The 24,663-nt window shown below is 36.7% G+C and carries 19 protein-coding genes, 5 tRNA genes and 1 pseudogene; 1 reads left to right on the forward strand and 24 read right to left on the reverse strand.

Annotated features, from left to right (window positions below; genetic code table 11):
- Window positions 1–2,394, reverse strand: a pseudogene (locus DCS95_RS06250) (gliding motility-associated C-terminal domain-containing protein); the annotation flags it as partial.
- A 372-nt stretch (window positions 2,395–2,766) separates the two neighbouring features.
- Between DCS95_RS06250 and DCS95_RS06255 the strand changes: the two are divergent.
- On the forward strand, window positions 2,767–4,356 hold the full coding sequence (locus DCS95_RS06255; RefSeq protein ID WP_116770183.1) for a peptide chain release factor 3: 1,590 nt from the start codon (window positions 2,767–2,769) through the stop codon (window positions 4,354–4,356).
- 32 nt (window positions 4,357–4,388) lie between these two features.
- Here DCS95_RS06255 and DCS95_RS06260 read toward each other — a convergent pair whose 3' ends face one another.
- The 23 genes from DCS95_RS06260 to DCS95_RS06370 all read right to left on the reverse strand — a co-directional run bounded on the left by DCS95_RS06260 (window position 4,389) and on the right by DCS95_RS06370 (window position 24,659).
- A complete protein-coding gene (locus DCS95_RS06260; protein ID WP_116769913.1) occupies window positions 4,389–4,703 on the reverse strand; it encodes a DUF3467 domain-containing protein in 315 nt (104 codons plus the stop codon).
- Window positions 4,704–4,759: 56 nt separating this feature from the next.
- Complete coding sequence (rpoC, locus tag DCS95_RS06265; protein ID WP_116769914.1) at window positions 4,760–9,058, reverse strand: DNA-directed RNA polymerase subunit beta'; 4,299 nt, start codon at window positions 9,056–9,058, stop codon at window positions 4,760–4,762.
- 62 nt (window positions 9,059–9,120) lie between these two features.
- Complete coding sequence (gene rpoB, locus DCS95_RS06270; protein WP_116769915.1) at window positions 9,121–12,930, reverse strand: DNA-directed RNA polymerase subunit beta; 3,810 nt, start codon at window positions 12,928–12,930, stop codon at window positions 9,121–9,123.
- Between the two features lie 132 nt (window positions 12,931–13,062).
- Complete coding sequence (gene rplL, locus DCS95_RS06275; RefSeq protein ID WP_116769916.1) at window positions 13,063–13,440, reverse strand: 50S ribosomal protein L7/L12; 378 nt, start codon at window positions 13,438–13,440, stop codon at window positions 13,063–13,065.
- 51 nt (window positions 13,441–13,491) lie between these two features.
- Window positions 13,492–14,007: a 50S ribosomal protein L10 gene (gene rplJ / locus DCS95_RS06280; RefSeq protein ID WP_116769917.1), complete on the reverse strand. Its 516-nt coding sequence runs from the start codon at window positions 14,005–14,007 to the stop codon at window positions 13,492–13,494.
- Between the two features lie 25 nt (window positions 14,008–14,032).
- Window positions 14,033–14,722, reverse strand: coding sequence for a 50S ribosomal protein L1 (gene rplA / locus DCS95_RS06285; RefSeq protein ID WP_116769918.1), 690 nt, complete (start codon window positions 14,720–14,722; stop codon window positions 14,033–14,035).
- 18 nt (window positions 14,723–14,740) lie between these two features.
- Window positions 14,741–15,178 (reverse strand): 50S ribosomal protein L11, encoded by a 438-nt coding sequence (gene rplK, locus DCS95_RS06290; protein ID WP_058106002.1) that lies wholly within the window; start codon window positions 15,176–15,178, stop codon window positions 14,741–14,743.
- Between the two features lie 79 nt (window positions 15,179–15,257).
- On the reverse strand, window positions 15,258–15,809 hold the full coding sequence (gene nusG / locus DCS95_RS06295; protein WP_058106001.1) for a transcription termination/antitermination protein NusG: 552 nt from the start codon (window positions 15,807–15,809) through the stop codon (window positions 15,258–15,260).
- 7 nt (window positions 15,810–15,816) lie between these two features.
- Window positions 15,817–16,005, reverse strand: a complete 189-nt coding sequence (secE, locus tag DCS95_RS06300; protein WP_081819476.1) for a preprotein translocase subunit SecE — start codon at window positions 16,003–16,005, stop codon at window positions 15,817–15,819.
- Window positions 16,006–16,059: 54 nt separating this feature from the next.
- A tRNA-Trp gene (locus tag DCS95_RS06305) sits at window positions 16,060–16,135 on the reverse strand.
- A gap of 98 nt (window positions 16,136–16,233) precedes the next feature.
- Entirely contained in the window at window positions 16,234–17,421 is a 1,188-nt protein-coding gene (gene tuf, locus DCS95_RS06310) for an elongation factor Tu (RefSeq protein WP_116769919.1), read from the reverse strand.
- Window positions 17,422–17,476: 55 nt separating this feature from the next.
- Window positions 17,477–17,548: transfer RNA gene (locus DCS95_RS06315), tRNA-Thr, on the reverse strand.
- Between the two features lie 70 nt (window positions 17,549–17,618).
- A tRNA-Gly gene (locus DCS95_RS06320) sits at window positions 17,619–17,691 on the reverse strand.
- A gap of 45 nt (window positions 17,692–17,736) precedes the next feature.
- A tRNA-Tyr gene (locus DCS95_RS06325) sits at window positions 17,737–17,818 on the reverse strand.
- Between the two features lie 27 nt (window positions 17,819–17,845).
- A tRNA-Thr gene (locus tag DCS95_RS06330) sits at window positions 17,846–17,919 on the reverse strand.
- 103 nt (window positions 17,920–18,022) lie between these two features.
- Window positions 18,023–18,325 (reverse strand): ribosome hibernation-promoting factor, HPF/YfiA family, encoded by a 303-nt coding sequence (hpf, locus tag DCS95_RS06335; RefSeq protein WP_116769920.1) that lies wholly within the window; start codon window positions 18,323–18,325, stop codon window positions 18,023–18,025.
- Window positions 18,326–18,370: 45 nt separating this feature from the next.
- Window positions 18,371–19,264, reverse strand: a complete 894-nt coding sequence (locus DCS95_RS06340) for a tyrosine-type recombinase/integrase (RefSeq protein ID WP_116769921.1) — start codon at window positions 19,262–19,264, stop codon at window positions 18,371–18,373.
- Window positions 19,265–19,353: 89 nt separating this feature from the next.
- On the reverse strand, window positions 19,354–19,548 hold the full coding sequence (gene rpsU, locus DCS95_RS06345; RefSeq protein WP_058105996.1) for a 30S ribosomal protein S21: 195 nt from the start codon (window positions 19,546–19,548) through the stop codon (window positions 19,354–19,356).
- Between the two features lie 101 nt (window positions 19,549–19,649).
- On the reverse strand, window positions 19,650–20,819 hold the full coding sequence (locus tag DCS95_RS06350; protein ID WP_116769922.1) for an acyl-CoA dehydrogenase family protein: 1,170 nt from the start codon (window positions 20,817–20,819) through the stop codon (window positions 19,650–19,652).
- 10 nt (window positions 20,820–20,829) lie between these two features.
- On the reverse strand, window positions 20,830–21,609 hold the full coding sequence (locus DCS95_RS06355; RefSeq protein ID WP_244178398.1) for a ComEA family DNA-binding protein: 780 nt from the start codon (window positions 21,607–21,609) through the stop codon (window positions 20,830–20,832).
- 112 nt (window positions 21,610–21,721) lie between these two features.
- Window positions 21,722–23,332 (reverse strand): alanine/glycine:cation symporter family protein, encoded by a 1,611-nt coding sequence (locus DCS95_RS06360; RefSeq protein ID WP_116769924.1) that lies wholly within the window; start codon window positions 23,330–23,332, stop codon window positions 21,722–21,724.
- Between the two features lie 88 nt (window positions 23,333–23,420).
- A complete protein-coding gene (locus tag DCS95_RS06365; protein WP_116769925.1) occupies window positions 23,421–24,428 on the reverse strand; it encodes a potassium channel family protein in 1,008 nt (335 codons plus the stop codon).
- Between the two features lie 3 nt (window positions 24,429–24,431).
- Entirely contained in the window at window positions 24,432–24,659 is a 228-nt protein-coding gene (locus tag DCS95_RS06370; protein ID WP_116769926.1) for a PspC domain-containing protein, read from the reverse strand.
- Window positions 24,660–24,663 lie beyond the last annotated feature (4 nt).

A 24,663-nucleotide genomic window follows, 5' to 3' on the forward strand; every position in this document is an offset into this window, starting at 1 on the left:
ACTATCGGGATCCAGATAATCGGGAGTGCCGTCTGCGTCACTGTCATCGTTGGTAGGGTCACCGTCCAAGTCGACGTCCTCATCGGGAGTATCAACTCCGTCACCGTCATCGTCAAGGTCACGGTAGTTCACGTCCTCGGTACCATCGGTATCGGGCAAGTCGTTCGCAGGGTCATCGATCTCGTCGTTGACATCGAAGCCATCGTTTACATCAGAACCTTCGTAACCGTCATCAAGACCGTCACCGTCGGTATCCACACCTGTATAGGTCTGGTCCGGAATACCGTCGAAGTTAAAATCGTTGCCTTCGTTGTTGTCCGGTACTAAATCGTTGTCACTGTCGTCATCAAGGTAATCAACATCGTCGGTACCATCGGTGTTCACCGGTTCCAGACCATCGGGATATGCACTGTTCACACCATCGTTGGAAGCATAGGTTGCGGAATCGTCATCGTTGGGGGCGATATAACCTTCGGTGGTCTGTCCCTCAACGTTATCGGGAATACCATCATCGTCACTATCGATATCCAAATGGTTAGGTATGCCATCGTTGTCCGTATCCAACGGATCGGTCAATGGATCGTTGTCCCCATCCATATTCGGGTCTTCAACCGCATCCAAGATACCATCGTTGTCATCATCAAGGTCCGCAGTATCGGAAACTCCGTCGCCATCGGTATCCGAACCTGGACTATCGGGATCCAGATAATCGGGAGTGCCGTCTGCGTCACTGTCATCGTTGGTAGGGTCACCGTCCAAGTCGACGTCCTCATCGGGAGTATCAACTCCGTCACCGTCATCGTCAAGGTCACGGTAGTTCACGTCCTCGGTACCATCGGTATCGGGCAAGTCGTTCGCAGGGTCATCGATCTCGTCGTTGACATCGAAGCCATCGTTTACATCAGAACCTTCGTAACCGTCATCAAGACCGTCACCGTCGGTATCCACACCTGTATAGGTCTGGTCCGGAATACCGTCGAAGTTAAAATCGTTGCCTTCGTTGTTGTCCGGTACTAAATCGTTGTCACTGTCGTCATCAAGGTAATCAACATCGTCGGTACCATCGGTGTTCACCGGTTCCAGACCATCGGGATATGCACTGTTCACACCATCGTTGGAAGCATAGGTTGCGGAATCGTCATCGTTGGGGGCGATATAACCTTCGGTGGTCTGTCCCTCAACGTTATCGGGAATACCATCATCGTCACTATCGATATCCAAATGGTTAGGTATGCCATCGTTGTCCGTATCCAACGGATCGGTCAATGGATCGTTGTCCCCATCCATATTCGGGTCTTCAACCGCATCCAAGATACCATCGTTGTCATCATCAAGGTCAGCACTATCGGAAACTCCGTCGCCATCGGTATCCGGACCAAGTGTATTGTCTATATCTAAATAATCAGGAGTACCATCATTATCAGTATCATCATTGGTAGGGTCGCCATCGTTATCAGCATCTTCATCAGGAGTATTTATTAAGTCCCCGTCATCATCAAAATCTCGAAAATTAACATCCTCTGAACCATCGGTATTAGGGAGGTCGGTATCAGGATCGTCAATCTCGTCGTTGACATCGAATCCATCGTTCACATCAGAACCTTCATAACCGTCATCAAGACCGTCACCGTCGGTATCCACACCTGTATAGGTCTGGTCCGGAATACCATCGAAGTTGAAATCATTACCCTCATTATTATCTAGAACCAAATCATCATCACTGTCATAATCTTGATAATCGGGTTTGTTTGGTGGTGGCGTACCATCAGTATTTACAGGTGTTAATCCTCCAATATAAGCACTATTAATTCCATTATTACTTGCATAAACAACAGCACTATCCAAATTTGGTGGTACATACCCAGCAGTGGTCTGTGCTTCTACATTATCTGGAATACCATCATTATCTGTATCTATATCGAGATGATTGGGAATTCCATCTCCATCCCTATCATCAACCCTAACACCTTCTCCGCTTCCAGGAAAATTCTCATACATATCATCTAGACCATTTCCATCCAAATCATCTCCTGAAATCGGCTGGTATGTATGGAAATTCTGACCCTCTAAATTATCTAAGATACCATCATTATCAGAGTCAATATCCAAATAATCTGGGACACCATCCATATCCGTATCAGTAGGATTAGTGGTATGGTCGTTGTCTCCATCTAAATTTTTATCTTCTTTTAAATCTAAAATACCATCATTGTCATCGTCAATGTCAACTGAATCTAATACACCATCCCCATCTGAATCAATAGTAAATATACCACCCAAAGTGGATTCTAGATTAGATTCGGCAGAAAATGACAAAATCAAAAACAAAGTTGATACAACAACGAAAGTTTGAAAGGAAAATAGGAAATATTTTCTAAAAGTAATTTTACCCATAAGTGTTAGTGTTTTACTAATCACCATGGCAAATGGTAGTGTTTTTGTTGTCCTTTATAAGAAAGTGGGGCAGTCTTATTAAAACGTTGCTAAGATATATTAAAATGAATTGAACTCAAATTCTTTTTCGATTAACCCTCAAAATCAATAGTTAATCGGTCAATTAATTAGTTTAATTGATGTAAACAATTTAACATTTATTTAAATACGTTAATTTTTATAATATGGATCATTTTCATGAATAAATTCCAATTCTTAATTTAAAATTGGACTTGTTTGTGTATGTTTTTACAATATTCCCCACCAAAGGATAAGCATGTATTCTTAAATGTTAAGTATCTATTTTATCTTACTTTTGCACAAATTTTTTATATGAGCTTCAAACAAGAAATAGAACGAAGAAGAACCTTTGGTATCATCTCACACCCAGATGCAGGTAAAACTACTTTAACAGAAAAGCTTTTACTTTTTGGAGGTGCTATTCAAGAAGCAGGTGCCGTTAAAAATAATAAAATCAAAAAATCGGCAACTAGTGATTTTATGGAAATTGAAAGACAAAGGGGTATCTCTGTCGCTACTTCTGTACTTGCTTTCAATTATAAAAATAAGAAGATTAATATTCTAGATACTCCTGGGCACAAAGATTTTGCTGAAGATACTTTTAGAACGTTAACTGCAGTAGATAGCGTTATTGTCGTTATTGATGTAGCCAAAGGTGTTGAGGAGCAAACTGTAAAACTGGTTGAAGTTTGTAGAATGCGTAAAATACCTATGCTGGTATTCATTAATAAGTTAGATAGAGAGGGTCAAGATGCTTTCGACCTATTGGATGAATTGGAGCAAAAACTAGGACTATCTGTCACCCCATTAAGTTTTCCTATAGGAATGGGTTATGATTTTAAAGGTATCTACAATATTTATGAAAAGAATATTAATTTGTTTAGTGGTGACAGCAAAAAGAACATAGAGGAAACCATAGCTTTTGACGATGTTACCAACCCAGATTTAGATAAAATAATTGGTAGTAACCCTGCTGCAGAATTAAGAGATAATCTTGAATTGGTTTGGGGTGTTTATCCTAAGTTTGATAAAGAACTTTATTTGAAAGGAGATCAGCAACCTGTATTTTTTGGTTCGGCCTTAAATAATTTCGGAGTTCGGGAGTTACTTGATTGTTTTATTCAAATTGCACCTACCCCTCGTTCAAAAAATGCTGAAGAGAGGTTAGTAGAGGCTACCGAAAAAGCTATGACTGGTTTTGTATTTAAAATACATGCCAATATGGATCCTAAGCATAGAGATCGCCTTGCTTTTATTAAAATTGTCTCTGGAACTTTTGAAAGGAACAAACCCTACTTACATGTAAGACATGGTAAAAATTTAAAATTTTCCAGCCCCAATGCATTTTTTGCTGAGAAAAAGGAAATTGTAGATATTTCTTATCCAGGTGATATTGTTGGTCTGCATGATACCGGTAACTTTAAAATTGGCGATACTTTAACCGAGGGCGAAACACTACACTACAAAGGAATACCAAGTTTTTCTCCAGAGCATTTTAGATACATAAATAATGCAGACCCATTAAAATCAAAACAACTTAATAAAGGTATTGACCAGTTAATGGATGAAGGAGTTGCTCAATTATTTACCTTAGAGATGAATGGTAGAAAAGTTATTGGTACTGTAGGAGCATTACAGTTTGAGGTAATTCAATATAGATTGGAGCATGAATATGGTGCCAAATGTAGCTACGAAAATTTCAATGTTCACAAAGCGTGTTGGGTTGGTACTGAAAACAGAAAAACAGATGAGTTCAAGGAATTTGAACGGGTAAAACAAAAATTCTTGGCAAAGGATAAAAGAGGGCAATTGGTTTTCTTGGCAGATTCTCAATTTTCTCTACAAATGACCCAACAAAAATACCCGTCGGTCAAGTTACATTTCACTTCAGAATTTGAATAAAAAAAAAGCCCAATTAAAAATTGGGCTTTTTTTTATGCTTCTCCAGTTGGACCAAAATTTATTGGTATAGAGGGTTGTTCATAATCCTTTATTGTTCCGTGAGCTTTTTCGAAACGCTGTACATTATCATTCAATGCCTTTAAAAATTTCTTGGCATGTTGAGGGGTTAAAATAATTCTACTTTTAACCTTTGCCTTTGGTGCTCCTGGCATCATACTAATAAAATCAACAACAAATTCAGAGACTGAATGATTGATAATAGCTAGATTAGAGTATATCCCTTCTGCCATTTTCTCATCCAATTCAATATTTATTTGTTTCTGATTCGGATTTTTATTGTCACTCATGCGTAATTTATATTAAAAAAATAACCCTCAAATAAAATTTGAGGGTTGTTGAATTATTAGAATCTTAATGCCTCTTTTCTGGCCATTATTTCATCATACTCTTCTTTAGACCCAACGATTATACTATCATAGTCTCTCATCCCCGTACCTGCCGGAATCTTATGACCTACAATAACATTCTCCTTCAGACCTTCTAAAGTATCTACTTTACCACTTACAGCAGCTTCATTTAATACTTTAGTCGTTTCTTGGAACGATGCTGCAGATATAAATGATTTTGTCTGTAATGATGCTCTTGTAATACCTTGAAGTATTGGGGTAGCCGTTGCAGAAACTGCATCTCTAGCTTCAACCAATGCCTTATCTCCACGTCTCAATAAAGAATTTTCATCTCTCAACTCTCTTGGAGTTACAATTTGACCTGGTTTAAGATTATCAGAATCACCCGCTTCCATTACCACTTTCTTACCAAAGATTTCATCATTTTCTTTAATGAAATCATCTTTATGAATCAATTGATTCTCTAAGAAAATCGTATCACCTGGATCCTGTATTCTTACTTTACGCATCATCTGTCTAACAACTACCTCAAAGTGTTTGTCATTAATTTTCACACCTTGTAGTCTATATACCTCTTGAACTTCGTTTACCAAGTATTGTTGTACCGCAGATGGTCCTTTAATTGCTAAGATATCTTCTGGGGTAATAGATCCATCAGATAATGGCATACCCGCTCTAACATAATCGTTCTCTTGAACTAAGATTTGATTAGATAGCTTTACAAGATATTTCTTTACCTCACCTAATTTAGACTCAATAATGATCTCTCTATTACCTCTCTTTATCTTACCAAAAGAAACAACACCATCAATTTCAGATACTACAGCTGGGTTAGATGGGTTTCTAGCTTCGAATAATTCGGTAACTCTTGGAAGACCACCGGTAATATCACCTGCTTTAGCAGATTTACGTGGTATTTTAACTAAAGTTTTACCTTCTTTAATCTTATCTCCATCATCAACCATAATGTGAGAACCTACAGGTAGGTTATAAGAACGCAATGTTTCTCCTTTTGAATCTTGAATCAATAACGTAGGTATCAACTTCTTGTTTCTAGATTCAGAGATTACTTTTTCTTGGAAACCAGTTTGCTCATCTATTTCCACTTGATAAGTAACACCTTGCTCAATATTCTCATAAGCAATCTTACCTGGGAATTCAGAAACGATTACACCGTTATATGGATCCCAAGAACAGATAACATCACCTTTTTCAACCTTAGCTCCATTCTCCACAAATAATTGAGAACCATAAGGAATATTACTAGTACTTAACGTGATACCGGTTTTAGCATCAACAACTTTTATTTCAGTTGTTCTTGATATTACGATTTCTGCTGGTTTACCATCAGAACCTTCACCCGTTACCGTTCTTAAATCTTCGATTTCAGCGATACCAGAAAATCTTACCTCTAATTTATTATCTTCAGAAATGTTACCCGCAATACCACCTACGTGGAATGTTCTAAGTGTAAGCTGTGTACCCGGCTCACCAATTGATTGAGCGGCAACTACACCAACAGCTTCACCTCTTTGTACCATTTTATTGGTTGAAAGGTTTCTACCGTAACATTTAGCACAAATACCTTTTTCTGCCTCACATGTAAGTGCTGAACGTACCTCGATTTTTTCAATCGGAGATGCTTCAACTCTCTTCACATCAGATTCCATGATTTGCTGACCTGCCTCAAGAACTAATTCTTCGGTCATAGGGTTGTATACATCATGTAATGAAACACGACCTAATATTCTTTCACCTAAGCTTTCAACTACTTCTTCATTCTTCTTAAGTGCTTGTACTTCTACTCCTCTAAGTGTACCACAATCCTCTGTATTGATAATTACATCTTGAGAAACATCAACCAATCTTCTTGTTAGGTAACCAGCATCCGCCGTTTTCAAAGCGGTATCCGCAAGACCTTTACGAGCACCGTGGGTTGAAATAAAGTATTCCAAAATTGAAAGACCTTCCTTAAAGTTAGAAAGAATAGGGTTTTCAATAATTTCACCACCACCAGCAGTTGATTTTTTAGGTTTAGCCATTAACCCACGCATACCTGTTAACTGACGAATTTGCTCTTTAGAACCCCTTGCACCAGAATCAAGCATCATATACACAGAGTTGAAACCTTGTTGATCCTCACGGATACGTTTCATAGCCAACTCCGTCAACATAGCGTTAGTCGATGTCCAAACATCAATAACTTGATTGTATCTTTCATTATTGGTAATAAGACCCATGTTATAGTTGGCCATAATGCCATCTACTTGACCATTTGCCTCACCGATCATATCCATTTTTTCAGCTGGGATAATAATATCCCCTAAACTAAAGGACAATCCACCTTTAAAGGCGAATTCATAACCCATAGTTTTTATTTTATCCAAGAATGCAGCAGTTGCAGGTACACTTGTTACCGCTAAAATATCACCAATGATATTTCTTAAAGCCTTTTTATTCAAAACTTGGTTAATATAACCTGCTTCTTCTGGTACGTTCTTATTGAATAATACACGGCCAACAGTTGTAGGTATAATTTGATTAACCAACTCTCCTTCTTCGTTAAAATCTTTAGCTCTAACCTTAATACCTGCATTTAAGTTAACCTTGCCTTCATTGAAAGCAATTTCTACCTCTTCTGCAGAATAAAAAGTTAAACCTTCTCCGATAATTGGAACTTCGGGAGTTGACTTACGTTCTTTGGTCATATAATAAAGGCCCAAGACCATATCCTGTGATGGTACCGTAATTGGCGAACCGTTCGCTGGATTTAATATGTTTTGAGAAGCAAGCATTAATAATTGTGCTTCCAAAATAGCTTCTGGACCCAATGGTAAGTGAACCGCCATTTGATCCCCATCAAAATCCGCATTAAATGCAGTACAAGCCAATGGGTGTAGACGAATTGCCTTACCTTCTATTAATTTAGGTTGGAATGCTTGGATACCCAAACGGTGTAATGTAGGAGCCCTGTTCAATAAAACTGGGTGACCCTTCAATACATTTTCTAAAATATCCCAAACTACAGGCTCTTTTTTATCTATAATTTTCTTAGCAGACTTTACCGTTTTTACAATACCTCTTTCAATCAATTTTCTGATTACAAAAGGCTTATAAAGTTCTGCAGCCATATCTTTAGGAAGACCACATTCATATAGGTTCAATTCAGGTCCAACAACAATTACAGAACGTGCAGAATAATCAACACGCTTACCTAGTAAGTTTTGACGGAAACGACCTTGTTTACCTTTCAATGAATCTGAAAGCGATTTTAATGGTCTGTTAGATTCAGTTTTTACAGCTGAAGCCTTTCTTGTGTTATCAAACAAAGAATCTACCGCTTCTTGAAGCATACGTTTTTCATTACGTAAAATTACTTCAGGAGCCTTTATTTCAACTAATCTTTTTAGACGGTTATTACGGATAATTACCCTTCTATAAAGATCATTTAAATCTGATGTTGCAAAACGACCTCCATCCAATGGTACCAATGGACGTAATTCTGGTGGAATAACCGGAATTACTTTCATAATCATCCATTCTGGTTCGTTTTCTCTATTCTCTTGAGATTCCCTTAACGCCTCAACAACTTGTAATCGTTTAAGTGCTTCAGTTTTTCTCTGCTTAGAAGTCTCTGTATTTGCTTTGTGTCTAAGCTCAAAAGAAAGCTCTTTAAGATTTATTCTACCCAATAAATCAATTAAACACTCTGCACCCATTTTAGCTATAAACTTATTAGGGTCAGAATCTTCTAAATACTGATTTTCTTGAGGAATCGTATCTAAAATATTCAAATACTCTTCTTCGGTCAAGAAATCCATTTTATTGATTTCTTCACCTTCGGGACCTTTAGCAATACCTGGTTGAATTACTACGTAACGTTCGTAGTAAATGATCATATCCAATTTCTTGGAAGGTAAGCCTAAAAGATATCCTATTTTATTAGGTAATGAACGGAAATACCAAATATGTGCAACTGGTACTACCAAGTTAATATGACCTACACGGTCTCTACGAACTTTCTTTTCAGTTACCTCTACCCCACAACGGTCACATACGATACCACGGTAACGAATACGCTTATATTTACCACAAGCACACTCATAATCCTTTACAGGACCAAAGATACGCTCACAGAATAAACCATCACGTTCTGGTTTGTGAGTTCTATAGTTAATTGTTTCTGGCTTTAAAACTTCACCTCTAGATTCTGCCAAAATAGATTCTGGAGAAGCTAAACCTATGGAAATTTTATCAAACCTTTTTACTTGGTTATTATCTTTTATTCTAGCCATAATAGCGTTCTGATAATGTTTTAATTTGTTTTACTTAATAGTCTTCAATACTAACTATTGAACTATTCTTCCAATCTAATATCCAAACCTAATCCCTTAAGTTCGTGCATTAAAACGTTGAAAGATTCTGGTAAACCAGGCTCTGGCATTGTTTCACCTTTAACAATGGACTCATAGGTTTTAGCTCTTCCGATTACATCATCAGACTTAACCGTTAATATCTCACGTAAAGTTGCAGATGCACCATAAGCTTCTAACGCCCATACCTCCATTTCACCAAATCTCTGACCACCAAATTGAGCTTTACCACCCAAAGGTTGTTGTGTAATAAGAGAATATGGTCCTATAGAACGTGCGTGCATCTTATCGTCTACCATGTGACCAAGCTTCAACATATAAATAACCCCAACTGTTGCAGGTTGATCAAAACGTTGTCCTGTACCACCATCGAATAAGTATGTGTGTCCGAATCTTGGAATACCAGCATCATCGGTATATTTATTGATCTCTTCTAAAGTAGCACCATCAAAAATTGGCGTAGCATACTTTCTACCAAGTTTAAGACCAGCCCAACCTAATACTGTTTCATAGATTTGACCAATGTTCATACGAGAAGGTACACCTAACGGATTCAATACAATATCAACCGGAGTTCCATCTTCCAAGAAAGGCATATCTTCATGACGTACAATTCTTGATACGATACCCTTGTTACCGTGACGACCTGCCATTTTATCACCAACTTTAAGCTTACGCTTTTTAGCGATATATACTTTAGCAAGTTTCATAATACCTGCTGGTAATTCATCTCCAACTGATATGGTAAACTTATCTCTTCTTAGGTTACCCTGTAAATCGTTAAGCTTAATCTTATAGTTATGAAGAAGATCAGCAACTAATGCGTTTGTATCTGCATCTGTTGTCCAACTACCACCTACCAAGTGTGCAAAATCATCAACAGAGTTCAACATCTTCATTGAGTACTTCTTACCTTTAGGCAATACCTCTTCACCTAAATCATTAAGAACACCTTGAGAAGTTTTACCGTTTACAATCGTAAACAATTTCTCTACTAAAATATCTTTTAACTCTTGGAATTTTACTTCGTATTCCAATTCAAGTTTAGAAAGCTCTTCTTTATCTTCAGAACGTTTTCTCTTATCTTTTACAGATCTAGAGAATAATTTCTTATCAATTACAACACCTCTTAAAGAAGGAGAAGCCTTTAAAGAAGCATCTTTTACATCACCAGCTTTGTCACCAAATATGGCACGTAATAATTTCTCTTCTGGAGTTGGATCAGACTCACCTTTTGGAGTAATCTTACCAATAAGAATATCACCAGGTTTTACTTCTGCACCTATTCTGATCATACCATTTTCATCAAGGTCTTTTGTTGCCTCTTCAGAAACATTTGGTATATCATGAGTAAGTTCTTCAGCTCCCAATTTGGTATCTCTTACTTCAAGAGAATATTCATCAACATGAATAGATGTGAAAATATCTTCACGAACAACCTTTTCAGAAATTACAATTGCATCCTCAAAGTTGTAACCCTTCCAAGGCATAAATGCCACAGTTAGGTTTCTACCTAATGCCAATTCACCTTTTTCAGTTGCATAACCTTCACAAAGAACTTGTCCTTTCTTAACTCTATCACCTACTTGTACAATTGGTTTTAGGTTAATATTAGTTCCCTGATTTGTTTTTCTAAACTTCACCAAGAAATAAGTCTTGCTATCTTCTTCGAAACTGATCAATCTCTCCTCATCAGTTCTATCATATTTGATAGTAATTTTCTGAGCATCTACATACTCAATTACACCATCACCTTCAGCATTTATCAATACTCTAGAATCAGAAGCTACTTGACGCTCTAATCCAGTACCAACAATTGGAGACTGTGGTTTTAACAAAGGAACTGCTTGACGCATCATGTTAGATCCCATCAAAGCCCTGTTTGCATCATCATGCTCCAAGAAAGGAATCAATGAAGCCGATATGGAAGCAATTTGGTTAGGAGCAACATCCGTATATTGGATTTCAGATGGATCTACTACTGGGAAATCACCTTCTTCTCTGGCAATTACCTTTTCCGCATCTATAGTACCATCTTCTTTCATAGGAATGTTCGCTTGAGCAATTTTCATTCCTTCTTCCTCTTCTGCACTTAAATATGCATAGTTCTTATAATCAACAACAGAGTCAGTTACTTTTCTATATGGTGTCTCTAAGAATCCCATTGGGTTTACTTTCGCAAACACCGATAATGAAGAGATCAAACCAATGTTCGGACCTTCAGGAGTTTCAATAGGACATAAGCGACCGTAGTGCGTGTAGTGAACATCACGTACCTCAAAACCAGCACGTTCTCTAGATAAACCACCTGGACCTAATGCCGATAATCTTCTCTTGTGCGTAATCTCTGCCAATGGATTCGTTTGATCCATAAACTGAGACAACTGGTTGGTACCAAAGAAAGAATTAATTACAGAAGACAATGTCTTTGCATTAATCAAATCTATAGGTGTAAACACCTCGTTATCACGAACGTTCATACGCTCACGAATTGTTCTTGCCATACGAGCAAGACCAACACCGAACTGAGAAGATAACTGTTCACCCACAGTTCTAACACGACGGTTAGACAAGTGGTCAATATCATCAATCTCTGCTTTTGAGTTAATTAACTCAATTAAATATTTTATAATAGTTATGATATCTTCTTTGGTCAAGACTTGCTTATCCATTCCAATATCCAACTGTAATTTCTTGTTCATTCTATAACGACCAACTTCACCTAAGTTGTAACGTTGATCAGAGAAGAATAACTTATCTATAATACCACGAGCAGTTTCTTCATCTGGCGGTTCTGCATTACGTAATTGACGATAGATATGCTCAACAGCTTCTTTTTCAGAATTCGTTGGATCCTTCTGTAAGGTATTATGAATAATAGCGTAATCAGATTGCGCATTATTTTCTTTATGTAAAAGAATTGTTTTTACGTCTGCATCAATAATTTCAGCAATGTGTTCTTTTTCAAGAATAGTGTCACGATCTAAAACTATCTCGTTACGTTCAATTGACACCACCTCACCTGTATCCTCATCTACGAAATCCTCATGCCATGTGTTCAACACTCTTGCCGCTAATTTGCGACCTAGTACTTTTTTAAGTCCGGCATTAGAAACCTTAACTTCTTCAGAAAGGTCAAAAATCTCTAATATATCCTTATCACGTTCAAAACCTATAGCTCTGAACAAAGTAGTAACCGGTAATTTTTTCTTTCTATCGATATAAGCGTACATTACGCCATTGATATCGGTAGCAAATTCTATCCAAGAACCTTTAAAAGGAATTACCCTAGCAGAATACAATTTTGTTCCATTTGCATGGAAAGACTGACCAAAGAAAACCCCTGGAGATCTGTGTAACTGAGATACCACAACTCTTTCAGCTCCGTTGATAACGAAAGTACCACTTGGAGTCATGTAAGGAATGGTCCCTAAATAAACATCTTGTACTATAGTCTCAAAATCTTCATGTTCTGGATCTGTACAATATAATTTTAAACGTGCTTTTAATGGAACGCTATAAGTAAGACCACGCTCAATACATTCTTGAATTGAATATCTAGGTGGATCTATGAAATAATCAAGGAATTCCAATACAAACTGATTTCTGGTATCAGTAATTGGGAAATTTTCCATGAAGGTGTTATAAAGACCTTCATTACCTCTTTCATCTGATTTAGTCTCAAGTTGAAAAAAGTCTTGGAAAGATTTAATCTGAATATCTAAGAAATCCGGATAATCCGGTGTGTTTCTTGCAGAAGCAAAGCTTATTCTTTCAGTATTATTTGTGAACATCTACGGACAGTGTTTTGATCGTGAGTACTAGTTGGGTAGTATACCTCTTGATATACCTAATTCTATAAAAAGGCTTAGGTCTAAACGCAAAAAGCGCAAAGACCTAAACCAAAAGTAATATGGTTGTCGCTATTATTTAAGCTCAACTTCTGCTCCAGCTTCTTCCAATGATTTTTTGATACCTTCCGCTTCGTCTTTAGATACACCTTCTTTTACTGCTTTTGGTGCACTATCAACGATATCTTTAGCATCTTTCAAACCTAAACCAGTTAATTCCTTAACTAATTTTACAACTGCTAATTTAGAAGCACCTGCTGCTTTCAAAATAACGTCGAATTCAGTTTTCTCTTCTGCTGCTTCACCAGCTTCACCACCACCACCGGCAGCTACCGCTACTGCTGCTGCTGCAGGCTCAATACCGTATTCTTCTTTTAATATATCAGCTAACTCGTTTACTTCTTTAACTGTTAAGTTAACTAATTGTTCTGCGAAATCTTTTAAATCTGCCATTTTCTATCGTTTAATAAAATTTTTAAAATATACTTAGTTTATTGTGCGTACTTATTTTTCGGATAATGTTTTAAGGATACCAGCGATTTTACCACCACCAGACTTAAGACCAGAAATAACATTCTTGGCTGGAGATTGTAACAATCCAATTATTTCGCCAATCATTTCTTCCTTAGACTTAATGCTAACTAAAGCTTCCAAGTTTTCATCACCTATGTAAATTGCTTCTTCAACAAAAGCTCCTTTCAATAAAGGCTTATCAGATTTTTTTCTGAAGTTCTTTATTAATTTTGCAGGAGCATTGGCAACTTCTGAAAACATAAGAGAAGTATTCCCTTTTAATGTTTCAGGTAATTCACCAAATTCTTTATCAGAAGCTTCCATTGCTTTAGCAAGCAATGTATTCTTAACTACAGCTAGTCTAATATCAGCTTTAAAACAAGCTCTTCTTAAATCAGAAGTTGTACCTGCATCTAAACCTGAGATATCAGCCACGTAAATAGTGCTGCTATCTGCCAACTGCGTAGTCAAATCTTTTATAACCGTTGCTTTTTCTTCTCTTGTCATACTATTAATTTTTAACTACCAGTTGTTAAACTGACTTTGGATCTAATTGCAAACTAGGACTCATGGTACTAGACATGAAGATTGTCTTCATATAAACACCTTTGGCCGCAGTTGGCTTCATCTTATTCAAAGTATCCAACAACTCCTTAGCATTATCCGCTATTTTATCAGCAGAAAAAGAAGCCTTACCTATCGCAGCATGTACGATACCTGTTTTATCAACTTTAAAATCTATCTTACCTGCTTTAACTTCAGATACAGCTTTCGCTACATCCATAGTTACAGTACCTGTTTTTGGATTAGGCATTAAACCTCTTGGTCCTAATACTCGACCTAAAGGACCTAATTTACCCATTACGCTTGGCATGGTGATAATAACATCAACATCTGTCCAACCGCCTTTAATCTTCTCCAAATACTCATCTAACCCAACATAGTCTGCACCAGCTTCTTGAGCTTCTGCTTCCTTATCAGGGGTCACCAAAGCCAAAACTTTTACATCTTTACCAGTTCCATGAGGTAATGTAACTACACCACGAACCATTTGATTAGCTTTTCTTGGATCAACACCCAAACGAACAGCTAAATCTACTGATGCATCGAATTTTGTATTGGTTATCTCTTTAATTAAAGCTGAAGCTTCTGTAACAGAGTATAGTTTATCTTTCTCTATTTTAGACTGAGCTTCTTTTTGCTTCTTTGTCAACTTTGCCATTTAATTACTTTTAAGATTTTAAAAAGGTCTTTTTCCTGCAACCTTCATACCCATTGAACGAGCAGTACCAGCTATCATACTCATAGCAGATTCTACTGTAAATGCGTTAAGGTCAACCATTTTATCTTCGGCGATCGCCTTGATTTGGTCCCAGGTAACACTACCTAATTTTACTCTGTTAGGTTCGCCAGATCCTTTTTTAATCTTAGCCGCTTCCAATAGCTGAATTGCCGCCGGTGGTGTCTTTACAACAAAGTCGAACGACTTATCTTTGTAAACGGTGATAACAACTGGTAATACTTTACCTGGTTTATCCTGCGTACGAGCATTGAACTGCTTACAGAACTCCATAATGTTAACACCAGCAGCACCTAAGGCGGGTCCAACCGGTGGCGATGGATTCGCTGCACCTCCCCTAACTTGTAGTTTAACTACTTTACCTACTTCTTTTGCCATTGTTTAAAATTAAATTGAAAGTGTGTTTACGGAAGCAACACTACTTTAATTATATGTATGTAACACTTAATTTAAATACTTAAATCTTTTCTACTTGCATATAGCTAAGTTCTAATGGTGTTTTTCTACCAAAAATCTTAACCATTACCTCTAGCTTACGCTTTTCTTCGTTTATTTTCTCAACGGTTCCATTGAAGCCATTAAAAGGACCATCAATTACTTTAACCGTTTCACCAAAAACAAATGGAATAGCAACACTATCGGTATTAACAGCCAACTCATCAACCTTACCTAACATTCTGTTGACCTCATTCTTTCTCAAAGGAACAGGATCTCCTCCTTTTGTTTCACCTAAAAACCCAATAACATTAGTTATAGATCTTATAATATGAACCATCTCTCCGCCTAAATTAGCTTTGATCATGATGTACCCCGGAAAATAAACCCTCTCTTTGTTGATTTTCTTTCCGTTTCTTATCTGAACTACTTTTTCAGTAGGAACAAGAACATCCTCTAAATAGTCTGAAAAACCATGACGCTCTACTTCACTTTCAATGTATCCTTTGATTTTATTCTCTTGACCACTTACAGCGCGTACAACGTACCACTTTTTCTCTAACACCTCTGACATAGTCCTATTAGTTTAAAACGTAGTTGAAATAAGACTTGATCACTTTACTAAAAACCGTATCTACACCCCATGTAGCCAAAGCGAAAAGGATAGAAAACACAGCTACAATCACCATAAGATTAGATGATTCTGCACGTGAAGGAAGAGTAACATTATTCCTTAACTCTTCAACGGATTCTTTTATATATGTGAACATTCAAATACTGTTTTACAATTTCAACAAATAGGATTATACACCCAAATTCTATTGTGGCACGGGAGGAGAGACTCGAACTCCCGACACCTGGTTTTGGAGACCAGTGCTCTACCAACTGAGCTACACCCGTATGAACGATGAATTAAATCACCTATTCTATATTTTGCATGTAAAGGTGTCCCGCTTGAGCAGGACACCCTTATACACAATACTCTTATTAGATTAAAATTAATCTATAATCTTAGTAACCTGACCAGCACCTACTGTTCTACCACCTTCACGGATAGCGAAACGAAGACCTACGCTCAATGCGATTGGCTGAATCAATTCAACTGTAATTGTAAGGTTATCACCAGGCATAACCATTTCAACTCCTGAAGGAAGTGCAATGTTACCTGTTACATCCGTTGTTCTTACGTAGAACTGTGGACGATAGTTATTATGGAATGGTGTATGACGACCACCTTCTTCTTTTTTCAATACATAAACCTCAGCTTCGAATTTAGCATGTGGCTTAACAGAACCTGGCTTACAGATTACCATTCCACGGCTAATTTGAGATTTTTCAATACCTCTTAATAAGATACCTACGTTATCACCAGCTTCACCTCTATCCAAAATCTTACGGAACATTTCAACCCCAGTAATAGTAGAGTTTAATTTCTCAGCACCCATACCGATGATTTCAACTGCATCACCAGTGTTAGCGATACCAGTCTCAATACGACCAGTTGCAACAGTACCACGTCCTGTAATTGTAAATACATCTTCAACAGGCATTAAGAAATCCTTATCAACATCTCTCTTAGGAAGCTCGATCCAATCATCAACAGCAGCCATTAATTCCATAACCGTGTCAACCCATTTTTGCTCACCGTTCAATGCACCTAATGCAGATCCAGCGATCACAGGCCCATTATCACCATCATACTCATAGAAAGAAAGTAATTCTCTAACTTCCATCTCAACAAGCTCGATCAATTCCTCATCATCAACCATATCCACTTTATTCATGAATACAACAATTCTTGGAATACCAACCTGGCGACCTAATAGGATATGCTCACGTGTTTGTGGCATAGGACCATCAGTAGCAGCAACAACTAAAATAGCACCATCCATCTGAGCAGCACCAGTAACCATGTTCTTTACGTAATCCGCGTGACCAGGACAGTCAACGTGCGCGTAGTGACGGTTAGCTGTAGAGTACTCTACGTGTGATGTGTTAATTGTAATACCTCTTTCTTTTTCCTCAGGAGCGTTATCGATAGAATCGAAACTTCTCAATTCAGAAAGACCTGCATTTGCCAAAACAGTAGTAATAGCAGCAGTCAATGTAGTTTTACCGTGATCCACGTGTCCAATAGTACCTATATTTAAGTGCGGTTTGGAACGATCGAAAGTTTCCTTTGCCATGTTTAATGTATTTTAATCTTAGTTTATATTAGTGTACAAATTTATACCTTAATTGAGCCAATGACGAGATTTGAACTCGTGACCTCTTCCTTACCAAGGAAACGCTCTACCCCTGAGCTACACCGGCGTAAAGTGTTGAATCTACCAAATAGCAGATTCCTGCCTTCGCAGGAATGACATTTCTGTCAAATTTATAGAGCGGGAGACCGGGTTCGAACCGGCGACATTCAGCTTGGAAGGCTGACGCTCTACCAACTGAGCTACTCCCGCTTATAATATTACAATATTTCAATAAAACCCTTTAAAAAAAATTTGTGGGGAGAGCAGGATTCGAACCTGCGAAGACGTAGTCAGCAGATTTACAGTCTGCCCTCGTTGGCCGCTTGAGTATCTCCCCTCAAACTATTATTTTAAAGAACTTCAGAGCCGATGGAGGGACTCGAACCCACGACCTGCTGATTACAAATCAGCTGCTCTAGCCAGCTGAGCTACATCGGCTTATTTTACGGTTTTAATCGCCATAAAAAAGCCCGCTATTTCTAACGGACTGCAAATGTATAGTATTTTTTGTTTATTCAAAACAAATTTTGAAAAATTTTTATCAAGCTTGTAATCTTAATTTCTGCTTTTGTTTTATTAGCCTACGTTCCAGGGAACTACAGGCAGAATCCACAGCTTCTTCAAATGACCTACATTGTTTTTTTACCACGAATTTATCTTTTGGAACCGAAATTTTTATCTCCACTATCTTATTCTCTTTTGCACTTGTATTTTCGACTTTCATATATACATCAGAGCTAATTACCTTAGAATAAAAGGTTTCCACCTTATCAAGTCTGTTTTGAAGAAAATTAATCAATTTTCTGTCTGCATTGAAATTTACCGATTGCGTATTTACTTTCATAGTCAGGAAATTTATAGGCTTTAAGAATTTAGCCAGATTAAACATTTATTTCTTATCTCCCCTTGGATGAGCATTTGCATGCACTTTTTTTAACTCTGCAATACTATTATGCGTGTAAACCTGTGTAGACGCCAAACTGGAATGACCCAGCAATTCTTTTACCGCATTTAAGTCGGCACCTTTATTCAAAAGATGCGTTGCAAAGGTATGCCTAAGAATATGCGGACTCGTTTTCACCTTAAAGGAAACCTCTCTAAAGTACTTTTTTATTAACCTATAAACAAGTGTTTCATACAATTTATTACCTGAAATGGTCAAAAACATAAATGCATCATCTTTAATATTAGCTAATGCGCTCCTGTTTTCTAAATAAACTTTAAATTTTTCTTTAGTCTCTAACAACATGGGAACAAAACGCTCTTTGCTTCTTTTACCAAAAACCTTTATTGTCATGTTAGCAAAATCAACATCTGCCACTTTAAGCGATATAATTTCCGCCCTTCTCATTCCCGTTACATAAAGTACATGTATAAGCAATTCATCCCTTACACCTTCAAAATCGGCCGTATACTCAATTTCAGACAATACTCTTTCCATCTCATACTCTGAAAAAGGTATTTCTATCTTCTTGGAAGTTTTTAATGCTTTATGTTTACTTAAAGGACTGACTTCTGAGACACCTATCTTTTGAAGAAATTTATAATATGCCTTTAGAGATGAAATTTTTCTATTTATAGTTCTATTGTTTATCTGTTTTTCTGCTAACACTACTATCCAATTACGAACCAATGCGTATTCCACAGAGTCAATATCATCAACATCATACACTGATTTACAAAATTCCACAAACTCTAAAATATCTTTTTGGTACGCCTTCACGGTATGTGCAGAGTAATTTTTTTCTAGAGTGAGATATGATATAAATTCCGACAAAAACATATACTAAAGGTATCAAAGTTTTAAATTACTTGATTTTAACGCAAAAAAAATCCCGCAAATTGCGGGATTTTTATTTTCTAGTACAAAGTCTAAACTTCTTCTTGATCTCTTAGACCTTGAATATATTCTGCTTTTTGTATTTGTGCTCTACGCTCAACTGAAGGTTTTGTGAACTGTTGACGTTTACGCAACTGTCTCATTGTACCTGTCTTATCAAACTTACGCTTGAAACGCTTTAAAGCTCTATCGATGTTTTCTCCTTCTTTTACTGGTATTATTAACATGGGCTACAACCTCCTTTCTTTATGATTAAGGCTGCAAATATACTAACTATATTCAAATGGGCAACCTTTAATCTACTTTTTAAATTTTTTAATTCAACCGACTAAACCGTAGCCGGCTTATATTCTTTTTTATCTATAATAATTTTAGAAATAATTTCTCTTAATATTTCCGATGTTCCACCACCTATTGGCCCTAATCTACTGTCTCTAAAATTACGTGCCATCGGATAGTCTTCTATATAACCATAGCCACCTAAAAACTGTAAACACTCATAAGCCACCTCATCTGCAACTTTAGTAGACTTTAATTTAGAGATCGTTGCCTCTTTAACCACATATTGACCTTTATCCAATCGATATGCTACAGAATAATTATATTCTTTACACATATCAATATCCGCATGAAGATCAACTACTCTATGTCTTAAAGCCTGAAATTGATTTATTGATTTACCAAAGGCCTCTCTTTCAGACATGTAGTTTAATGCATATTCTAAAACATGTTCTGAGCGAGCATGAGCATTTACACCCATTATCAATCGTTCCAAAGAAAAATGTTCCATTATATAGGAAAAACCCATGTTTTCTTCACCCATAAGATTCACTGCAGGAATTTTCACATTATCAAAAGCAAGTTCTGCGGTGTCAGATGCTCGCCACCCCAATTTATTCAATTTATTGGCGGTAACCCCTTCACTTTTTCTATCAACTGCAAAAATGCTAATTCCTTTATTCCCTAATTCCGGATTGGTTTTTGCCGCTACGATCATATAATCGGCATAAACCCCATTGGTAATAAAAGTTTTGGAACCATTTAAAATATAATGATCACCATTCTTGATCGCAGTTGTTCTCATTGCCGCAACATCACTACCTCCAAAAGGTTCTGAGATACATAGACAACCTATTTTATCTCCATCTACGCTTGGACGCAAATACTTTTCCTTTAAATAAGCATCTGCCTCTTTGTTTAAATGGGTCATAGCCAAATATGCATGAGCCCAAATTGCAGCTGCAAATCCACCAGAATTAATTTTTTGAAGCTCCTCTAACAAGATAATGGTATAAAAAAGATCAAGACCCAAACCACCATCTTCTTCAGGAGTTGCCAGACCAAAATAGCCCATATCACCAAACTTCTTCCAAATAAACCTTTCAATGGTTCCTGTTTCTTCCCATTTATCAATATGGGGAACTACTTCTTTTTGTAAAAAATCTTTAAGGCTGGCCCTAAATAGTTGATGTTCTTCAGTGAAGTACATACTTTGCATAGCGTTATTTTTATAATGACAAATATAAAGCAATTCTATCAATACGCTCTATAGGAAAATCTTCTATTTTTGACAATTCGTTCAAAGAATTGATACTTCCGTTGAGATTACGATAATTTACAATGCTTTCAGACACGTGTTTTTGAAGATATATCAATTTTGATAATTCTGAAGCCGTTGCATTATTTACGTTAATTTTTACAATTTGCGGTTTACTGATCACTTTAAATTCTTTTAAAGTTCTATTTACCACTTCTTTTTCAAGACCATACACATCAAACAACTGTTCGTCAATTAAAAAACCGCCTAATCTATCTCTAAATTTTATGATTCTTGCTGACAGCTTCTCACCTATTCCATTAATTTTTCGCAACTGTTGAGCCGTAGCCTTATTTAAATCTTTATAGATTACTTTATTGACATGCTCATTTGGTTTCGTTGAATTAGTTTGATAAGAGGCTTTAACTTTTGATTTTTTTGCCCATTCAGGAAATTTAAAATTTCGAGCTATTTTATTCAGTAAAGAATCTGAAACATTGGTCACTTCTTGAAATTCTTTTGCTGAGTTAACAAATTTATTTCCTTCCCTGTATTTATGCAACCTATCTATTTCCTCAACAGACATCCCTAGTGTATACCCTTTAAAATCTGTTATATAATTAGGATTGAAAGGATATTCGTGCTTTACATCACTCTGTGATGCTATAACTTTTAAAGAATCAATTTGTGTTTGTATTGTATTTTCAAATATCAGAGCATCAGCATCATTTACCTCATACGATCGGTACACATAGTACCCTATTTGAATAAAAATTAGTATAAATAATAAAAAGAAAATCCCACTTCGTTCTTGTTTATTGAACTTGAAGTGGGATTTAAGATTTTTCAAAATCTAATAAATATTAGTACACCTTCTTAATGGCCGTTAAATACCTATCAAAACTTTTCTTCACTTTCGGGAAAAGAATAAGTAAACCTATCATATTAGGAAATACCAATGCTAAAATCATAGCATCCGAAAATTTAATAACTGCATCTAAGGTAGCTGCCGCACCAATAACAACAAACATTAAGAAAAGTACTTTATAAACGATATCGGCCGTTTTACCTCTTCCGAATAAATATTTCCATGATTGAAGTCCGTAATAAGACCAAGAAATCATTGTTGAAAATGCAAATAGAATAATTGCGATTGTAAGTACATACCTAAAGCCTGGAATAACAGAATCATACGCCATCGAAGTCAAATCAACTCCACCGACATATGCACCAGATTCATTTAACATAACCGTACTACCTATACCATTACCATAATCAAAAGCACCAGCGTCCATATTAAAAAATATAATTACCAAAGCTGTCATTGTACAAATTACCACAGTATCGATAAACGGCTCTAATAATGCCACTATACCTTCACTTGCAGGGTATCTTGTTTTCACTGCAGAGTGTGCAATGGCTGCAGAACCAGCACCTGCTTCATTAGAGAATGCCGCTCTTTGGAAACCAACGATTATAACACCAACGATACCACCAATAGCAGCATCTGGAGAAAAGGCACCGGCAAAAATCATCCCGAATGCATCGCCTATATATTTAATATTAGCAAAAATGATCACCAAAGATGCCAGAACATAAATACCTGCCATAAAAGGAACTATCTTTTCCGTTACACTGGCAATCTTTTTAATACCACCTATGATAACGATACCCACTAAAATTGCAAGAATTAAACCTATGACAACCCCAGTTGCACCACCCTCCAAATTAAACATTGAAGTTAATTGTACCGCAGCTTGGTTAGATTGAAACGCGTTACCACCACCAAAGGAGGCGCCTACGCATAATATTGCAAAGAGCCCTGCCAATATTTTACCTAATATCTTAAAGTTGCTTTCACTTAGTCCTCTTGATAAATAGTACATAGGACCGCCATAAACGGTACCATCAGGACCTACATCTCTGTATTTAACCCCTAAAGTACATTCTACAAATTTTGTAGACATTCCAATCAAACCACAACTTATCATCCAAAATGTAGCTCCAGGACCACCTAAGGCTATTGCCACTGCCACACCGGCAATATTACCTAACCCTACCGTACCAGAAACGGCAGTTGCCAAAGCCTGAAAGTGACTTACCTCACCTTCTTCACTTTCATCTCTAATGGTATCAGGAATATCGCCATCCTCTGTCATATGTAATTGAACTTTCTCAAGTCCGTACTTTTCAATTTCTTCATATTTACCTCTTACTACATTGATAGCTAAAGGAAATTTACTAATACCGGGAAATTTGAAATAGATCGTAAAAAAGGTAGCTCCTACAATTAATAAAATAAGTACAATTGGAATGTTGTAACCTGCTATTGGAATAGAAGTTAAAACCGTTGCTTCCCACCATGTTGCAAAAGGCATGAAGGCATCATTTACTTTTTCATCCAAGCCCTTTTCTTGTGCAATTGTAAGAAATGGAATTAACATCGTTAATAGAGTTAGAAGTCTATACTTCATAAGTTTTAAAATTTTTTGAATTAGTCAGTTAGTCTAGCAATATCTTAAAAATAATGGATGCAATCAAATATATATGGTATAAAGATCATTATTCTATATGGAACATCTCATTTAATTTCTTTATCTGTTCTGGTCTACCCAGTACTATGACCTTACTTTTCGGCTGTAGTTCCATATCAGCTTCCGGATTGATGATATACTTACCATCTGGCGAAATATATCCTATTATAGTGCACCCCGTTTTTCTTCGTAAATCAAGATCTCGCAAAGAGTTACATTCAATTTGATCTGAAAAATCTTCAATAGCTACCTCCTCAAGATTTGTGGTGTTCTCACCTTCGGTAGAAAGCTTGTCCATAAACGTTATCAAATCTGGCATTACCACCAAAGACGCCATATGGTCCCCTCCAATTTTATCTGGCATAATTACCTTATTGGCACCAGCCAGAAACAATTTCTTTTGAGAATTTACGAGAGAAGCCCTACTAATTATAAAGAGATTTCTTTTCATCTGTCTAGCCGACAATACCACAAAAAGGTTAGCCGCATCATCTGGTAACGTGGCAATTAAATATTTTGCCCGCTCTATACCGGCTTGTAAGAGCACATCGTCATCATTTGCATCACCTTCAATAAACAATATGTCATCTTCAAACCTTTCTATAATTTCTTTGTCCTTTTCAATTACCACAAAAGGTCTTCTATAAGCTTTTAATTTTTCGGCCGCCTGCATACCGTTACGACCAAAACCACAGACAATAACGTGTTCATTTAAATTTTCGATGGCACTTTTCATTTTTCTTTTTTTAAGCAGTTCTACTGAATTTCTAGAAAGTAGGTATTCGGTTACTATCGAAATAGCAAAACCTACAATAAATACACTCGTAACTATAAGTATAATGGTGAAAATCTTACCCTCTGGCCCCATAGGCCTTACCTCAGAAAACCCTACGGTAGTAACGGTAATTATGGTCATGTAAAATGCATCTACCCAAGAATAGTCTGCCACAAAGCGATACCCCAATACACCAAAAGTCAAAACCAGTAGCATTAAGGCCAATGCTAGATATATTTTAGACTTAAATAATTGTATCATACATTATAAATCAAAAACGGAATTTCGTTTGGTGTACACTAAATCTTTTATTTTCAACCAGAACGCCAGAAAAAGGTAAAGGGCAAAACCAAAGCCAACTGTTACAAAAGTGAGGTAAATAAAAGATGTTCTAACAACCCTAGCCCTAATACCTAGTCGTTCAGCGATTCTACCACAGACTTCGAATCCCCTTTTTTGAAAATAAAGCAATATTTCATAGAATACATTCATTGAG

The sequence above is a fragment of the Maribacter litoralis genome, assembly GCF_003075045.1.
GTDB classification, from domain to species: domain Bacteria; phylum Bacteroidota; class Bacteroidia; order Flavobacteriales; family Flavobacteriaceae; genus Maribacter; species Maribacter litoralis.

What these genes read in the sequence shown, in the direction of transcription:
- DCS95_RS06365 (WP_116769925.1), bottom strand. Translation starts at nt 24,428, where the DNA reads ATGATACAATTATTTAAGTCTAAAATATATCTAGCATTGGCCTTAATG.
- rplA (WP_116769918.1), bottom strand. Translation starts at nt 14,722, where the DNA reads ATGGCAAAGTTGACAAAGAAGCAAAAAGAAGCTCAGTCTAAAATAGAG.
- nusG (WP_058106001.1), bottom strand. Translation starts at nt 15,809, where the DNA reads ATGTCAGAGGTGTTAGAGAAAAAGTGGTACGTTGTACGCGCTGTAAGT.
- DCS95_RS06370 (WP_116769926.1), bottom strand. Translation starts at nt 24,659, where the DNA reads ATGAATGTATTCTATGAAATATTGCTTTATTTTCAAAAAAGGGGATTC.
- DCS95_RS06360 (WP_116769924.1), bottom strand. Translation starts at nt 23,332, where the DNA reads ATGAAGTATAGACTTCTAACTCTATTAACGATGTTAATTCCATTTCTT.
- rpoC (WP_116769914.1), bottom strand. Translation starts at nt 9,058, where the DNA reads ATGGCTAGAATAAAAGATAATAACCAAGTAAAAAGGTTTGATAAAATT.
- rplJ (WP_116769917.1), bottom strand. Translation starts at nt 14,007, where the DNA reads ATGACAAGAGAAGAAAAAGCAACGGTTATAAAAGATTTGACTACGCAG.
- tuf (WP_116769919.1), bottom strand. Translation starts at nt 17,421, where the DNA reads ATGGCAAAGGAAACTTTCGATCGTTCCAAACCGCACTTAAATATAGGT.
- secE (WP_081819476.1), bottom strand. Translation starts at nt 16,005, where the DNA reads ATGTTCACATATATAAAAGAATCCGTTGAAGAGTTAAGGAATAATGTT.
- hpf (WP_116769920.1), bottom strand. Translation starts at nt 18,325, where the DNA reads ATGAAAGTAAATACGCAATCGGTAAATTTCAATGCAGACAGAAAATTG.
- DCS95_RS06255 (WP_116770183.1), top strand. Translation starts at nt 2,767, where the DNA reads ATGAGCTTCAAACAAGAAATAGAACGAAGAAGAACCTTTGGTATCATC.
- rplL (WP_116769916.1), bottom strand. Translation starts at nt 13,440, where the DNA reads ATGGCAGATTTAAAAGATTTCGCAGAACAATTAGTTAACTTAACAGTT.
- rpoB (WP_116769915.1), bottom strand. Translation starts at nt 12,930, where the DNA reads ATGTTCACAAATAATACTGAAAGAATAAGCTTTGCTTCTGCAAGAAAC.
- DCS95_RS06340 (WP_116769921.1), bottom strand. Translation starts at nt 19,264, where the DNA reads ATGTTTTTGTCGGAATTTATATCATATCTCACTCTAGAAAAAAATTAC.
- DCS95_RS06260 (WP_116769913.1), bottom strand. Translation starts at nt 4,703, where the DNA reads ATGAGTGACAATAAAAATCCGAATCAGAAACAAATAAATATTGAATTG.
- rplK (WP_058106002.1), bottom strand. Translation starts at nt 15,178, where the DNA reads ATGGCAAAAGAAGTAGGTAAAGTAGTTAAACTACAAGTTAGGGGAGGT.
- DCS95_RS06350 (WP_116769922.1), bottom strand. Translation starts at nt 20,819, where the DNA reads ATGCAAAGTATGTACTTCACTGAAGAACATCAACTATTTAGGGCCAGC.
- rpsU (WP_058105996.1), bottom strand. Translation starts at nt 19,548, where the DNA reads ATGTTAATAATACCAGTAAAAGAAGGAGAAAACATCGATAGAGCTTTA.